The sequence below is a fragment of the Streptomyces coeruleofuscus genome (genome assembly GCF_039532725.1).
Classification (GTDB): domain Bacteria; phylum Actinomycetota; class Actinomycetes; order Streptomycetales; family Streptomycetaceae; genus Streptomyces; species Streptomyces coeruleofuscus.
In genome coordinates this window covers 800,230-815,392 of the sequence record NZ_BAAASE010000005.1, presented here as the reverse complement: position 1 = coordinate 815,392, position 15,163 = coordinate 800,230, and the positions used below count along the sequence as shown (strand labels likewise).

Annotated in this window: 13 protein-coding genes; 8 read left to right on the top strand and 5 right to left on the bottom strand. The window is 71.9% G+C overall.

Annotation, left to right across the window (positions count from 1 at the left end):
* Positions 1–146 precede the first annotated feature (146 nt).
* Positions 147–617 (bottom strand): winged helix-turn-helix transcriptional regulator, encoded by a 471-nt coding sequence (locus tag ABFX81_RS23115; RefSeq protein ID WP_086603531.1) that lies wholly within the window; start codon positions 615–617, stop codon positions 147–149.
* A gap of 93 nt (positions 618–710) precedes the next feature.
* Between ABFX81_RS23115 and ABFX81_RS23110 the strand changes: the two genes are divergently transcribed.
* The gene (locus ABFX81_RS23110) at positions 711–1,880 is read left to right on the top strand and encodes an acetyl-CoA C-acyltransferase (RefSeq protein WP_086843607.1); all 1,170 of its coding nucleotides are present in this window, start codon (positions 711–713) and stop codon (positions 1,878–1,880) included.
* Between the two features lie 22 nt (positions 1,881–1,902).
* Here ABFX81_RS23110 and ABFX81_RS23105 read toward each other — a convergent pair whose 3' ends face one another.
* The gene (locus ABFX81_RS23105) at positions 1,903–2,694 is read right to left on the bottom strand and encodes a VTT domain-containing protein (protein ID WP_086843609.1); all 792 of its coding nucleotides are present in this window, start codon (positions 2,692–2,694) and stop codon (positions 1,903–1,905) included.
* Positions 2,695–3,049: 355 nt separating this feature from the next.
* Here ABFX81_RS23105 and tuf point away from each other — a divergent pair, with 355 nt between their 5' ends.
* Together tuf and ABFX81_RS23095 are read left to right on the top strand one after the other, a co-directional pair.
* A complete protein-coding gene (tuf, locus tag ABFX81_RS23100) occupies positions 3,050–4,219 on the top strand; it encodes an elongation factor Tu (RefSeq protein ID WP_086843611.1) in 1,170 nt (389 codons plus the stop codon).
* A 110-nt stretch (positions 4,220–4,329) separates the two neighbouring features.
* Positions 4,330–5,175, top strand: coding sequence for a fused MFS/spermidine synthase (locus tag ABFX81_RS23095; RefSeq protein ID WP_086843613.1), 846 nt, complete (start codon positions 4,330–4,332; stop codon positions 5,173–5,175).
* A gap of 211 nt (positions 5,176–5,386) precedes the next feature.
* Here ABFX81_RS23095 and ABFX81_RS23090 read toward each other — a convergent pair whose 3' ends face one another.
* Entirely contained in the window at positions 5,387–6,400 is a 1,014-nt protein-coding gene (locus tag ABFX81_RS23090; RefSeq protein ID WP_086843615.1) for a DUF8017 domain-containing protein, read from the bottom strand.
* A gap of 164 nt (positions 6,401–6,564) precedes the next feature.
* On the opposite strand from ABFX81_RS23090, the gene ABFX81_RS23085 reads away from it, so the two are divergent.
* From ABFX81_RS23085 to ABFX81_RS23070, 4 genes are all read left to right on the top strand, one after another.
* Positions 6,565–7,017, top strand: a complete 453-nt coding sequence (locus ABFX81_RS23085; RefSeq protein WP_346138578.1) for a DUF4442 domain-containing protein — start codon at positions 6,565–6,567, stop codon at positions 7,015–7,017.
* Between the two features lie 380 nt (positions 7,018–7,397).
* Positions 7,398–9,302, top strand: a complete 1,905-nt coding sequence (locus ABFX81_RS23080; RefSeq protein WP_346138577.1) for a ricin-type beta-trefoil lectin domain protein — start codon at positions 7,398–7,400, stop codon at positions 9,300–9,302.
* Between the two features lie 381 nt (positions 9,303–9,683).
* On the top strand, positions 9,684–12,071 hold the full coding sequence (locus ABFX81_RS23075) for a phosphoketolase (protein ID WP_086846198.1): 2,388 nt from the start codon (positions 9,684–9,686) through the stop codon (positions 12,069–12,071).
* A gap of 71 nt (positions 12,072–12,142) precedes the next feature.
* Positions 12,143–12,766 carry a VTT domain-containing protein gene (locus ABFX81_RS23070; protein ID WP_086846196.1) on the top strand — a complete coding sequence of 208 codons (624 nt, stop codon included), beginning with the start codon at positions 12,143–12,145 and terminating at the stop codon, positions 12,764–12,766.
* 12 nt (positions 12,767–12,778) lie between these two features.
* Here the strand turns inward: ABFX81_RS23070 and ABFX81_RS23065 are convergent, their stop codons facing one another.
* Complete coding sequence (locus ABFX81_RS23065) at positions 12,779–13,306, bottom strand: DapH/DapD/GlmU-related protein (RefSeq protein ID WP_086846194.1); 528 nt, start codon at positions 13,304–13,306, stop codon at positions 12,779–12,781.
* A gap of 111 nt (positions 13,307–13,417) precedes the next feature.
* Between ABFX81_RS23065 and ABFX81_RS23060 the strand changes: the two genes are divergently transcribed.
* A complete protein-coding gene (locus ABFX81_RS23060; protein ID WP_086846192.1) occupies positions 13,418–14,215 on the top strand; it encodes a DapH/DapD/GlmU-related protein in 798 nt (265 codons plus the stop codon).
* A 15-nt stretch (positions 14,216–14,230) separates the two neighbouring features.
* On the opposite strand, the gene ABFX81_RS23055 is transcribed toward ABFX81_RS23060, so the two are convergent.
* Complete coding sequence (locus ABFX81_RS23055) at positions 14,231–15,088, bottom strand: EamA family transporter (protein ID WP_086846190.1); 858 nt, start codon at positions 15,086–15,088, stop codon at positions 14,231–14,233.
* Positions 15,089–15,163: the final 75 nt, after the last annotated feature.

Here is a 15,163-nt window from a genome sequence, read left to right as displayed (position 1 = left end):
AGTGCCGATCGTGGAACGGACGACGGGCACGCCGGGCCGCCGGGTGCGAGGACCGGGGGATCAGGTGTGCCGAGGGGGAAGCGTAGCGCCCCTGGATGACCGCTCCGACACAGGGGTTTGGCAGGTGCCCCCGCGGCAGGGCGGGATCAGGCCGCCGTCGGCCCGGTCACCGTCCAGCCCGGCGCCTGGGGGTGGGCCCTGAGGTCCTCGTGGCGCACCTCGTCGCCGCAGGCCCGGCAGGTGACGACCGGGGTGAGCGCCCGGCCGCAGGAGTGCTCCACGACCATCGGGCGGTCGCCGTCCGTCCGCAGATGGCGGTCGCCCCAGGCCATGAGGGTCATCAGCACCGGCTCCAGTTCCAGCCCGGCCCGGGTCGGCCGGTACTCGAAGCGCTGCGGGCGCTCGCTGTAGAGCTGCTTGACCAGGATCCCGGCGTCGACGAGCCGGCGCAGCCGCGCGGCGAGGATGTCGCGAGGAGCGCCGATGTTGCGCACCAGCTGGTCGAACCGGCCGTTGCCGAGGCACACCTCCCGCAGCACGAGCAGGGAGTACTTCTCGCCCACGAGGGCCAGGGTGTCGGCGATGGAGCAGGGGCGCGGGTCTTTGCTGGCGGCCATGAAGCTCAGTCTAGGAGAGGGTTGGAATTTCCAACCCGGCGGGCTACGGTGAGTTTGGATTTCCTACTCGCTGGTAGTCGTGGAGGCCCGCACATGCGTGACGCAGTCATCGTCGAAGCCGTACGCACCCCGATCGGCAAGGGCAAGCCGAACGGCGCCCTCGCGCACGTCCACCCGGTGGAGCTCCTCGCCCACACCCTGCGCGCCCTCGTCGAACGCTCCGGTGTCGACCCGGTGCTGATCGACGACGTCATCGGCGGCACCGTCGACCAGGTCGGCGAGCAGGCCATGAACACCACCCGCTACGCCGCCCTGTCCGCGGGCTTCCCGGAGTCGGTGCCCGCGACCACCGTGGACCGCCAGTGCGGCTCCTCCCAGCAGGCCGTGCACTTCGCTGCGCAGGGCGTCCTCTCGGGCGCGTACGACCTCGTCGTGGCCTGCGGGGTCGAGTCGATGAGCCGGGTGCCGATGTGGTCGAACGTGCCCGCGGGTAAGGACCCCTTCGGGCCCGGGATCGCCGAGCGCTACCCCGAGGGGCTCGTCCCGCAGGGCATCAGTGCCGAGCTCATCGCCGCCAAGTGGTCGATCGGCCGCGAGCAGATGGACGATTTCGCCGTCTCGTCGCACCGGAAGGCCGCGGCCGCCTGGGACGGCGGGCTCTTCGACGCCGAGGTCGCACCCCTGGAGGGCGTCGCGCGCGACGAGTGCGTACGGCCCGGGAGCACCACCGAGATCCTCGCCGGCCTCAAGCCCGCCTACCACGACCCCGGCTTCGCCGAACGCTTCCCGCAGATCGAGTGGAACGTCACGGCGGGCAACGCGAGCCCGATCAACGACGGGGCCTCCGCGGTTCTCATCACTTCCAGCGAGACGGCGGCCCGTCTCGGCCTGCGCCCGCTCGCCCGGCTGCACAGCTTCGCCGTCACCGGATCCGACCCGCTGCTGATGCTGACGGGCGTCGTCCCGGCTACCGAGAAGGTGCTGCGCAGGGCGTCGCTGACCCTGGACGACATCGACCTGTTCGAAGTCAACGAGGCGTTCGCGGCCGTCGTACTGGCCTGGCAGCAGGAGACCGGCGCCGACCTCGCCCGGGTCAACGTGCACGGCGGCGCCATCGCGCTCGGCCACCCGCTCGGCGCGAGCGGCACCCGGCTGACGACGACCCTGGTGCACGCGATGCGCGAACGGGGCGCCCGGTACGCGCTCCAGACCATGTGCGAGGCGGGCGGGCTCGCCAACGCCATGGTGCTGGAACGGGTGTGAGCCGGGCCGGTGTAACGGTTCGTCAGAGCTGGCGCAGGCGGTGCCGCTTGCGCCAGGCCACCACCACGCCCGCCAGCGCGGGCAGGGCGATGCAGGCCAGGGCGACCAGGAAGGCGGGGGACGTCGGGGTGGAGGCGCGGGCGCCGGCGACGACGTAGGCGGCGGTGTTCGGGATCGAGCCGAGGCCCGTCGCCAGCAGGAACGGCAGCAGGCCCATGCGGGAGACCGAGGCGCAGTAGTTCGACGCCCAGAACGGCACACCGGGGAACAGCCGCACCACCAGCATCGAGCGGAAGCCGTGCCGGCTGAGCTGGCCGTCCGCGGCCTTCAGCCAGCGCCCGCGCAGCAGCGGCCGCAGGGCGTCCTGGCCCAGCGCCCGCCCCAGGCAGAAGGCGATCCCGGCACCGAGCACCGTGCCCGCCAGCGCCACGCCGGTGCCCACCTGCGAACCGAACAGGGCTCCCGCCGCGAGGTTCAGCAGCGGCCTCGGCACGAACGCCACGGTGCACACGCCGTACGCCACCGCGAACACCACAGCCGCCATGGCTCCGCCGAGCTGTGGCGGCCAGCCCTGCGTCAGCAGCCGCTGCGGCTCGAACAACAGGACCCCGCAGGCACCGGCGGCGAGCAGTGCGACGAGCAGGGACAGCCGCGACCACGGAGAGAGCAGAACTCTGGTGCAGCGAGCGGCGAAACCGGTGGGCGGGACGGGCGAGGCGGTCGTTGCCGAGGGGGCGGCGACGGCGAGCTCCGCGGTGGTGGCCCGGGGAGAGGCCGTGGCGGTGCCCCCAGAGCGGGTGGTGGCATCGAGCATCCGGTGACACTAACCGACAAATGTGTGTGATCGCCGTATGGTTCGTCTCACGAGCGTCACAGGTGCCCGGGCGCAACCCCCGGCGCGGACCCACGGGGCGGGCCCACCGGGCGGCCCGAAAACCATTCGACGTGCGGTTAAGCGTCGGCAATGATCTGTCCCATGTTCCGGCACGCCTTCACCCTCGCAGCATCCGTGGTCACGGATGCCCCGAAGGCTGCCGTCGCCGTTCTCACGGCCGTTGCCGACGGCGCCCGAAGCTGACCCTCTCCGGTTCCTCCGGCGGACCCCGCAAGGGGAGGGTCGGGCAGTCCTCGGGGTCCCACTTCATGACTAGACGCTTCGAGGTTCAGCCATGTCCAAGACGGCCTACGTCCGCACGAAACCGCATCTCAACATCGGCACGATGGGTCATGTCGACCACGGCAAGACCACCCTCACGGCCGCCATCACCAAGGTCCTCGCCGAGCGCGGCTCCGGCACGTTCGTGCCGTTCGACCGGATCGACCGGGCGCCCGAGGAGGCGGCGCGCGGCATCACCATCAACATCGCGCACGTCGAGTACGAGACCGACACGCGGCACTACGCGCACGTCGACATGCCGGGCCACGCCGACTACGTCAAGAACATGGTGACCGGTGCCGCGCAGCTCGACGGGGCGATCCTCGTCGTCTCCGCGCTCGACGGGATCATGCCGCAGACCGCCGAACACGTGCTGCTCGCCCGGCAGGTGGGCGTCGACCACATCGTGGTCGCCCTCAACAAGGCCGACGCGGGGGACGAGGAGCTGACCGACCTGGTCGAACTGGAGGTGCGCGACCTGCTCACCGCGCACGGCTACGGCGGTGACTCCGTACCCGTGGTGCGCGTCTCGGGACTGAAGGCGCTGGCGGGGGACCCGCGCTGGACGGCCTCGATCGAGGCGCTGCTCGACGCGGTGGACACGTACGTGCCGATGCCGGAGCGGTACCTGGACGCGCCGTTCCTGCTGCCGGTGGAGAACGTGCTCACCATCACGGGGCGGGGGACCGTGGTGACCGGTGCCGTGGAGCGGGGCACGGTGCGGGTCGGGGACAAGGTCGAGGTGCTCGGGGCTTCGGTCGAGACGGTGGTCACGGGGCTGGAGACCTTCGGCAAGCCGATGGAGGAGGCGCAGGCCGGGGACAACGTGGCACTGCTGCTGCGGGGAGTTCCCCGGGATGCCGTCCGGCGGGGGCACGTGGTGGCCGCGCCGGGGAGTGTGGTGCCCAGTCGTCGCTTCACGGCGCGGGTGTATGTGCTGTCCGCGCGCGAGGGTGGGCGTACGACGGCTGTCTCCAGCGGGTACCGGCCGCAGTTCTACATCCGGACCGCGGATGTGGTGGGGGTGGTCGACCTCGGTGAGGTGGCGGTGGCACGGCCCGGTGACACGGTTGTTATGACCGTGGAGCTGGGTCGGGAGGTGCCGTTGGAGCCGGGGCTCGGGTTCGCCATTCGTGAAGGTGGCAGGACGGTTGGGGCGGGGACCGTGACCGTGGTGGGTTGAGGTGGTGGAGGACTGCGGGGTCGTCGTGGCTGGTCGCGCCCGCGCGGCGGAGCCGCATGTCGGCACGGCCCCGCACCCCTTCTCGGCGTCTTCCTCGGCACAATTGAGGGGTGAAGGACGCCATTCCCGTGACCCGCACCGTCGATCACGGCACAGCCAAGCTCATGCCCGACATCGACCGGGAGCGGGCCTGGTTGCTCACCGTCGACGGGGCGCCGCAGTCGTACGTCGATCTGGACGATCCCACGCACCTGGAGTTCGAGTACGCGCGGCGGCTCGGGCACGTGCTGGACGTCGTGGGTGAGCCGGGGCGTGCGCTGGATGTCGTGCATCTCGGGGGTGGGGCGCTCACGCTGCCCCGGTACGTGGCCGTGACCCGGCCGGGGTCCCGGCAGGACGTCGTCGAGGCCGATCGGGGGCTGCTGGAGCTGGTGGCCGAGCATCTGCCGTTGCCGGAGGGGGCCCGGGTCGCGCTGCACGCGGCGGATGCGAGGAAGTGGCTGGAGAACGCCGCCACGGGGTCGGCCGAGGTGATCGTCGCCGATGTGTTCGGCGGTTCGCGGGTTCCGGCGCATCTCACGTCCGTCACCTGTGTGCGGGAGGCCGCGCGGGTCCTGCGGGGGAGTGGGGCCTACCTCGTCAATCTCCCCGATGCGGCGCCGTTCGACTTCCTGCGGTCGCAACTCGCCACGCTGGCCACCGCCTTCGAGGAACTCGTGCTGATCGCCGAACCGGGCGTACTGCGTGGGCGGCGCTTCGGGAACGCGGTGCTCGTGGCCGGGCACGAGCCGGTGGACGTGGCCGCCCTGGCCCGGCTCACGGCCGCCGACGCGTTCCCGGCCCGGGTCGAACACGGCGCCGCTCTGCGGGAGTTCATCGGGGACGCGCGGGCGGTGCGGGACGAGGACGCCGTGCCGTCACCGGTGCCCCCCGACGGGGCGTTCGGTATCGGCTGACGCGTGTTCCGTGCCGCCCCGGGCCACCGGTGTGGCGGGGGACGACACGTGCCGGCGGAGGCTCCGGGCGGAGGCGGTCCGGGATGGCGGGGATGTCGCCGGCCGGCCATCGCCGCCGGGAGCCCGTCCCGCCGAACCGTTTGCGCGGCGTCCCGAGAGTCCGGTGAGCCGGGCCCGCCTCCTGCCGGGGCGGGCCCGTTCGGCTTCCGGGTCAGCCTCCGGTCGGTTCCCCGTGCAGCCGGACCGTGCTGAGGATCTTCATGATGGTCTCCTTGGGCACCTCGCCCTTGACGCCCTTGGCCCCGTAGAAACTCCACGCGACGAAGTCGCCCACCGAGTTCTTGAAGCCGAACGTGACCGCCTTGCCGTCGCTCGCGCACTTGCCCTTCTCGGGCGTGTTCTCCGACCATGCCCAGGCGACGCTGCCCTTCACGCCCGCGGCGGTGGTGTAGGGCTTGGCCTTGTCCTCGGTCTTGACGCTCTTCTTGTCAGGCTGCGTGTAACCGCCGAACACCCACCAGGCCACCTGGTTGACCGCGACCTCGTCGGTGTTCTTGGCGCCGTCCGCACCCTTGGTGCCCGCTCCGGCCAGGGACGTGGTCTCGGTCCTGCCGTCCTTGTTCTCGTCGCTCGTGCACCACTCGGACTTGTAGAACGCCGGAGCCGACATGGTGATGAGCGGCTTGCCGTCGTCGGACTTCTCGTCCTCGAAGAAGACGGACGACGTCGGTGACGCCACCTCCCAGTCCGCGGGGACGTCGAAGGCCGTGCCCCACTTGGGGTTGATGACGACCTTCCAGCCCTTGACCGTGGGCTGCTCCTCTTCGCCGCCGCGGGGGTTGTCGCCCGTGGCGGGTGCGCTCGGCTCCGCGGACGGGCTCGCCGGCGCCGTGTTCTTCTTGCTTCCGCCCTTGCCGCCGTCCGCGGTGTCGTCCTTGTCGCCGCCCAGCACCAGGAAGCCGGTGACACCGGCCGCCACGACGACCGCCGTGGCGGCGATGATCGCGACCAGCTTGGTCCGGTTGCCGCCGCCACCGCCCTGCGGGGGCTGCGGCGCGCCGGCCTGCCCGGGGGCACCCCACTGCGGCTGCTGTCCGTAGGGGTTGGGCTGCTGCTGATAGCCCGGCTGCTGATACGGATTCGGCTGCTGGTATCCCGGCTGCTGGTACGGGTTGTTCGCCTGCGGGTTCTGCTCGCCCCCGGGCGGCTGCTGTCCTGGCCACATGGGCAGCCACCCTAGCCGCGCTCCGGACACGATTCGGTCACCGCCCGTGGACGGAGACGTAGCAACCCGGGAACGGGCCGGCGCGGACGGTGGGGGCGGGAACCGGTGCGGCGGTCGTCACACGGGCCTGGTCACCCGTCTCTACTCGTGAGTAACATGCGGCCATGAGCGCAGACCAGATGTCCATCGGCGAGATGCTCGCCGCCACGGTGCCCATGGCCCGGACCCTGAACCTCGAGTTCCTCGAGACGACGCCGGAGCGGGCGGTGGTGTCCCTGCCGGACCAGGGCGACTATCACAACCACGTGGGCGGGCCGCACGCCGGGGCGATGTTCACGCTCGGCGAGTCCGCGAGCGGGGCGATCGTGCTGGCCGCGTTCGGGGACCAGCTCTCGCGCGCCGTGCCACTGGCCGTCAGCGCCGAGATCTCCTACAAGAAGCTGGCGATGGGGGCGGTCACCGCCACCGCGACCCTCGGTCGTCCTGCCGCCGAGGTCGTCGCGGAACTGGATGCCGGTGAGCGTCCCGAGTTCCCGGTCGCCATCGCCATCCAGCGGGCCGATGGTGCGGTGACCGGAGAGATGACCGTTGTGTGGACGCTGCGTCCCAACGGATGATCCGACTGTCGTGCGAGCGGGGCCCCGGCCGAGTGCCGGGGCTCTCGCATGTCAGTCTCGTCGACGATCGGCGCCATCTCCGGCCAGGGAGTTGGAGATTTCGTGTGCGAATCGCCTTTGGGCGCGCACAACTTGAGATCCATCGGAGCGGTGCTTTCGAAAGCCGGTGCGGATACCGCCGGTAACATTTCTGAATTCGCCTCGTTTTGAGCTCGGGGCATCCGAACTCCTTGTTACTTGTCAGTCGCCTGTGCGAAAGTGAGCCGCCTCACAGTCAAGTCCGCAGTTGACGCGGCATAGGTATGCACCAATCACGCACCTGCTTTCCGACGGACGCGCGCAATTCGCGTGCCGTCCTGCGGCTGGAAGGAAATGGTTCAGTGCAATCCCCTTACCCCCCACGCCCGCCGTACCCGCCGCGCCCCGGAACGGGGTCCGCGGATTCCGATCGCGATCTGCTCGCCCGGGCCGGTGATCCCGGTGAAGGCCCGCGCGCCGCCGCCCTGTTGCTGGCCCGGCACTGGCGGGCGGCGTACGAGTACGCCGTGATCTGCCTGGCCACCTCGCAGGACTCGGCGTCGATGGCCGCCGCCGCCGCGTTCCGCCGGGAACTCGCCCGGCCGGGCGGCGGCGCTCTGCGCCCGCGACTGCTCGCCGCCGTGCGGGACACAGTCGGGGAGTGGGCCTCCGACGACGGCATTTCGGGAATACTGCCGGAACTCCGCAAACCCGTCGGCGCCCGCGGTCTGCGTGCCGCGCGGCCCACGACGCCTGAAAGGCGGCGACTCGCCGAGCGCGCATTCCGAACACTTCCGGGAGCTTCCCAATGCCTGCTCTGGCACACGGAGGTCGAGGCCGAGCACATATCCGTACCAGCCGGTCTGCTGGGAGTGGACGTCCGCACCGCGTCGACCGCGCTGGAGCAGGCGCGCGAGCAATTCCGGGCGGGTTGCGTCCGGGCCCACCGGGAACTGGCGCCGACGCAGGAATGCCGTTTCTACAACCGTCTGCTGGACATTCCGATGCGCCGCGGCGGGGCCCTGCTGCCGGATGTGCAACGGCATCTGATGGCCTGCCGCTACTGCCGGCACGCCGCCGAGCAACTCAGTCATTTCGAGGGCGGACTGGGGGAGCTGCTCGTCGAGACCGTGCTCGGCTGGGGCGCCCGCCGCTACCTCGAATCACGGCCGGGCCGCGACGGCGGCCGGAGCGCCCTGCCCGCGGTCCCGGCCGGTGGCCGTCACCGGCTCCCGGCCCATGCCCTGCCGGCGGGCGGCCGGCTCGGGCCTTCGAGGAGACAAACGAAGGCGCTGGCCGCCGCGGTCACGGTGACCTCCCTCGTACTGCTCGCGACGCTGCTCGCCGCCAGGGGCTGGACGGAGGAAGGCGGCACCGTGGCCCCCCAGGCCACCTGGGGAGCGGTCAGCGGCCACTCCGTCGCCCCGGATTCCGCGGGAACCCCCTCGGCCGGCCTCCCGTCGGCCGTATCAGCGGGCCGCGCTGTGGAAGTGGCCCGCGGGCGGCTGCGCAACCTCGACACCGGCCTGTGCCTCGACGCCCGGGGCGACCGGGCCCGGGCCGACGCCCGCGCCGTCCTGACCTCCTGCTCCGCCGCCGGGCCCCTCCAGTGGTCGTACCAGGACGACGGCATGCTGCGCAGCGCCGACGACCCCACCCTCTGCCTCGGCTCCGACACCGCGGAGGGCTCGGTCGTCCTGGCCGGCTGCGTCGTACACGCCGGAGTGGTGCGCTACGACCTCACCGTGCGCGGCGAGCTCCTGCCGCGCGGCGGCAGGGGACTGGCCGTCGCCCACGGCAAGGGACGGAACGTGATCGTCGCCCGGCGCGACGGATCAGAGGCGCAGCGATGGGTGCTGGAGCCGGAGGTTGGCCTCGGGGGTGACGCGGGGGAGCCGGGGGAGCGGCTGGGGCGGGACGCGCCTCGGGAGAGCGGCCAGAAAGAGAGCGGCCAGGAGAGTGGCCAGAGGGAGAGCCGTCAGGAGGAGAGCCGCCGGGAGAGCGTGCCGTACGACGGTGCCCCGCCCGGGCGTCTGCCCGAACCCCCGCGGAGCGAGTCCGGGGAACTGCCGCAGGAGCGGTACGAGACGCGGTTCGCCCAGGCGGACTGCTGCGACGCAGCCGAGCCGGGACGGGCCCCCGACGACACCGGCGCGCCCGACACCGACGTACTCGGTCCGGCGCCCCATGCCGATGTCCTCGGTTCCGCGCCGGCCACCGTGACCACGGCCGTGCCGACGACACCCCACTCCGTCGGGCTTCCGTAGAGCGGGGCTCCGGGCCGCGTGCGCAGCGTCACGCCGCACCTGTCCCGAGGTCGGGTCCGGCCAGCCGCATCCGAGGACCGGGCCCTCGTCCTGCACTACTCCGGCCCGCCCCCGCCCCGCCCGAAGGTCCTCCTCGACGGAGAGGATCTGTTCCCGCCGGCGCCCGGCTGGAGCGAGTACTTCTCGGGCGGCCTGCTCACCCACGCGGCGGGTGGATCGGGGCGTGGTCAGGGGACCTGCGGCTGCGGGCGAGCGCACGCGTGGGCGGCTGACGCGGCGCGCACCGCACCCCCTGCGACACATGGCCGGGAGGCGCCTGGCATCGAACCGGAACAAACTGGTACTCCTCCTGAGGCCGTCGCAGAACCCAGGGAGTCACTCATGCCCGAGGCCCCGCGCCAGGACAGCAGCACGCAACCGACCGACGAGGAACTGCGCACGCTGGATGCCCACTGGCGGGCCGCCAACTACCTGGCGGCCGGTCAGATCTACCTGCTCGCGAACCCCCTGCTGACCGAGCCGCTGCGGCCCGAGCACATCAAGCCGCGGCTGCTGGGCCACTGGGGCACCTCGCCCGGACTCAACCTCGTCCACACGCACCTCAACCGGGTGATCAGGAGCCGCGCGCTGGACGCGCTGTGCATCTGGGGCCCGGGCCACGGTGGACCGTCGGTGCTCGCCAACTCCTGGCTGGAGGGCAGCTACAGCGAGAAGTACCCGGACGTGACGCGGGACGCGCAGGGCATGGAGCTGCTGATGCGGCAGTTCTCGTTCCCCGGCGGCGTGCCCAGCCACGTCGCACCGGAGGTGCCCGGCTCGATCCACGAGGGCGGCGAACTCGGCTACTCCCTCGCTCACGCCTACGGCGCCGCCCTGGACCACCCCGGCCTGCTGGTCGCCTGCGTGATCGGCGACGGCGAGGCGGAGACCGGCCCGCTGGCCGGGTCCTGGCACGCCAACAAGTTCCTCGACCCCGTCCACGACGGTGCCGTCCTGCCGATCCTGCACCTCAACGGCTACAAGATCGCCAATCCGACCGTGCTGTCCCGTCTGCCCCAGGACGAGCTCGACGCGCTCCTGCGCGGCTACGGCCACGAGCCGATCCACGTCACAGGCGACGACCCGATGGCCGTGCACCGCGCGATGGCCCAGGCGATGGACACCGCGCTGGACCGCATCGCCGAGGCCCAGCGCGCCGCCCGCGAGGAGGGCGTGACCGAGCGCCCGCACTGGCCGGTGATCGTGCTGCGCACCCCGAAGGGCTGGACAGGCCCGGCCGAGGTGGACGGCGAGCCGGTCGAGGGCACCTGGCGTTCCCACCAGGTGCCGCTGGCCGGTGTCCGTGACAACCCGGACCACCTGCGGCAACTGGAGGCCTGGCTGCGCTCCTACCGGCCCGAGGAACTCTTCGACGCCGAGGGCCGGCCGGTCGCGGACGTCCTGGCCTGCGTCCCCGAGGGCGGCAGGCGGCTCGGCGCCACCCCGTACGCCAACGGCGGGCTGCTCGTCCGCGACCTGCCGATCCCGTCCCTGGACGACTTCGCCGTCCCCGTCGACAAGCCGGGCACGACCCTGCACGAGCCCACGCGCGTCCTCGGCGACCTCCTTGCCCAGGTCATGCGGGACACCGCCGACCGCCGGGACTTCCGTCTGGTCGGCCCGGACGAGACCGCCTCCAACCGGCTCCAGGCCGTCTTCGACGCCAGTGGCAAGGCCTGGCAGGCCGGGACCCTCGACGTCGACGAGCACCTCGACCGGCACGGCCGGGTGATGGAGGTCCTTTCCGAACACCTCTGCCAGGGCTGGCTGGAGGGCTATCTGCTCACCGGCCGGCACGGGCTGTTCTCCTGCTACGAGGCGTTCGTGCACATCGTCGACTCGATGGTCAACCAGCACATCAAGTGGCTGCGCACCTCCCGGCGACTGCCGTGGCGCCCTCCCATCGCCTCCCTCAACTACCTGCTGACCTCGCACGTGTGGCGGCAGGACCACAACGGCTTCTCCCACCAGGACCCCGGCTTCGTCGACCACGTCCTCAACAAGAGCCCCGAGGTGGTGCGGGTCTACCTGCCGCCGGACGCCAACACCCTGCTGTCCGTCGCGGACCACGCCCTGCGCAGCCGCGACTACGTCAACGTCGTCGTGGCCGGCAAGCAGCCCTGCTTCGACTGGCTGTCGATGGACGAGGCCCGGGTCCACTGCGCCCGCGGCGCCGGCATCTGGGAGTGGGCCGGCACCGAGGACGGCTCCCGCGAACCCGACGTCGTGCTGGCCTGCGCCGGTGACGTCCCCACCCAGGAGACCCTGGCCGCCGCGCACCTGCTGCGCCGGCACCTGCCCGACCTGTCGGTCCGCGTGGTGAACGTCGTCGACCTCGCCCGGCTGCTGCCCCGGGAGGAACACCCGCACGGCATGAACGACTTCGAGTACGACGGTCTCTTCACCACCGACAAGCCGGTGATCTTCGCCTACCACGGCTACCCGTGGCTGATCCACCGCCTGGCCTACCGCCGCGCCGGCCACCAGCACCTGCACGTGCGCGGCTACAAGGAGGCCGGCACCACCACCACGCCCTTCGACATGGTCGTCCGCAACGATCTCGACCGCTACCGCCTCGTCATGGACGTCATCGACCGCGTCCCCGGCCTCGCGGTGCGCGCCACGGCCGTACGCCAGCGCATGGCCGACGCCCGCACCCGCCACCACGCCTGGATCCGTGAGCACGGCACCGACCTGCCGGAGGTCGCCGAGTGGAACTGGAACGCCTGAGCCACGGGGGACGTCTGGTCACCCGGTAGGCTTCCCGTGCTCATAGGGAAGCACAGGGAAAGGATCAGGCGTTGCACGTCCAGGAGTGGCTCGAAACCGTACCCGCGGTGGCCGTCTACGCACTGGTGGGAGTGGTCATCGGCCTGGAGAGCCTGGGCATCCCGCTGCCGGGCGAGATCATCCTGGTCTCCTCCGCGCTGCTCGCCTCCCAGCACGGTGACATCGACCCCGTCGTCCTCGGCGCCAGCGCCACGGCCGGCGCGATCATCGGCGACTCCATCGGCTACGCCATCGGCCGCAAGGGCGGCCGCCCCCTGCTGGCCTGGCTGGGCAAGAAGTTCCCCAAGCACTTCAGCGAGGGGCACATCGCCACCGCCGAGCGGTCCTTCGAGAAGTGGGGCATGTGGGCCGTCTTCTTCGGCCGTTTCGTCGCCCTCCTCCGCATCTTCGCGGGCCCCCTCGCGGGCGTGCTGCGCATGCCGTACTGGAAGTTCGCCATCGCCAACGTCTTCGGCGGCGTCCTCTGGGCAGGCGGCACGACGGCGGTCATCTACTACGTCGGCATCGTCGCCGAGTCCTGGCTGAAGCGCTTCTCGTGGCTGGGCCTGGTGGCGGCGGTCCTCGTCGGCCTCACGTCGATGCTGGTGCTCAAGCGCAAGGCGAAGAAGGCCCAGCCCGTAACCGCTGCTGAGTGAGACGCCCTGCTGCTACGCGTGCACCTCACGATGCGCCTTCGCCAACTCGGCGTACATCGTGCCGTTGAGGGTGACTCCCTGCCGCTCCTCCTCCGACAGCTCCCGCCGGACCTTCGCGGGCACCCCCGCGACCAGCGACCCGGGCGGCACGACCATGCCCTGCGGCACCAGCGCCTGCGCGGCGACGAGCGACCCGGCCCCGATCACCGCCCCGTTCAGGACCGTCGCCCCCATACCGATCAGGCAGTCGTCCTCGACGGTCGCCCCGTGCACCACCGCGTTGTGCCCGATGGACACCCGCTCACCCACCGTGACGGGAAACCCCGGGTCGGCATGGAGGGTGCAGTTGTCCTGGACGTTGCTGCTCGCACCGACGGAGATGGTCTCGACGTCACCGCGCAGGACGGCCCCGTACCAGACACTCGCGCCCACCCCCAGCGTCACGCCCCCGATCACCGACGCCGTCGGCGCCACGAACGCCGTCTCGTCGATCTCCGGCTCCCTGCCCCCGATGCCCGTGATCATCGCCCGCTGTCCCATGTCCGCCTCCCGGAAACGTCGTAGACAACCCGCACCGTACGCCACCTGGTAGGGCGAAGATCACAGGCCCTCGGCGCCGTGGGGGCTCCGTCCGCTGAGTACGGTGACCTCGTGCCGAAGCGCAAGAACACGTTCTCATCCTGGCGGCGGGGCCTCGCGCAGCGCGCCGTCCACACGGGCTGGGCCTGGGTGCAGCGCACGGGCTCCGTGACCGCCGAACATCCCGGGCGCTACCGATTCGGCGCGATGGGAACAGGTACCAGACTCGCCTTCCCGCTCGGCACGGTCTTCGGCGAACCCTGGATCCACCTGGGCGCCCACTGCATCATCGGCGAGCAGGTCACGCTCACCGCGGGCCTGATGCCCGACCTCGACCTCGGGCCCGACCCGATCCTGCGCATCGGCGACGGCGTCGTCCTGGGCCGCGGCAGCCACGTCATCGCGGACACGACGGTCACCATCGGCAGCGACTGCTACTTCGGTCCGTACGTCTACGTCACGTCCACGAACCACTCCTACGACGATCCGCACGAGCCCATCGGCAAGCAGTGGCCGCGGATGGAGCCGGTGGAGATCGGGCCCGGCTGCTGGATCGGCACGGGCGCGGTGATCCTGCCGGGTGCCCGGATCGGGCGGAACGTGGTGGTGGCCGCGGGCGCGGTCGTCCGGGGCGCGGTGCCCGACCACGCCGTGGTGGCGGGCGCGCCGGCGCGTGTCGTACGGCGCTGGACACCGGCCGACGGCTGGCAGCCGCCGCTGCGCACCCCGCCGCCCGTGCCGATTCCGGAGGGCGTCACCCCCGAGCAGCTGTGCGCCCTGTCGGGCCTGGACGAGGAGACGGCGGCCCGGCTCGCCGAGCTGGACGAGGAGGCGGCGGCCGGACTGGCCGAGCTGGAACCGGAGTCCTGAACGGCCCCGGCCGGCTCAGCCCGAGGCCAGCAGAACCGTCCCCACCAGGGCCAGCCCCGCACCCGCGGCCTGTACCGCCCGCAGCCGTTCGCGGAGCACACCGCGCGCGGCCACGGCGGTCACCACCGGGTAGAGCGAGGCGAGCACGGCGGCGACGGTGACCGGGCCGTGCTGCGCGGCGATCGAGTACGTGCCGTTCGCGGCGACGTCCGCGAGGCCGACGAAGGCCAGCGCCGGCAGGGAGCGCCACGGGAAGCCCTCCGCCGGAAGGGCGGGCGCCCCGCGACGCACCGACACGTACAGCGCCAGTCCGCCGGCGGCGACGTTCGTCACCCGCTGCACGAACAGCGCCAGGAACAGTCCGGTCAGCGTGGTCGACGCCTCGGCGATCAGGGCCATCACCGCGCCGAAGCCGAAGGCCGCGAGGAGGGTCAGGGCGATGGCCTGGCGCTGCACGGGGGCGCCGCGGAACTGGGGACCGCCGGCCAGGCAGACACCGGTGACGGCGACCAGGATGCCGACGAACTGGAGCACGCCGGGGCGCTCGCCCAGCACCAGGCCCACGCCGACCGGCACGGCCACCCCGATCGAGCCCAGCGGCGAGACCACACCCATGGGGCCCAGCGCGAGCGCCTTGTAGAAGGCGAGCATCGCCACCGGCCCGACCAGACCGGCGGCCACGGCGAACCACAGCTGCGGCCCCGCCTCGCTCCAGCCGCCCGTCGCCACCACGACCACGCCCAGGACGACCACCGCGATCGACTGCGAGACCACGACCACCGTCAGCGCGGGCGTGCGCCGGGTCAGCAGTCCGCCGCCGAAGTCGGCCAGTCCCCACAGCAGGCTGGTGGCCAGGGCGAAGAGCGCTGTCATGGGACGGATGCCTCGCAGTACAGTTCGGTGAACGATCGGGTCAACCACACCGTAGTGCAGTGTGTTGCACTATGT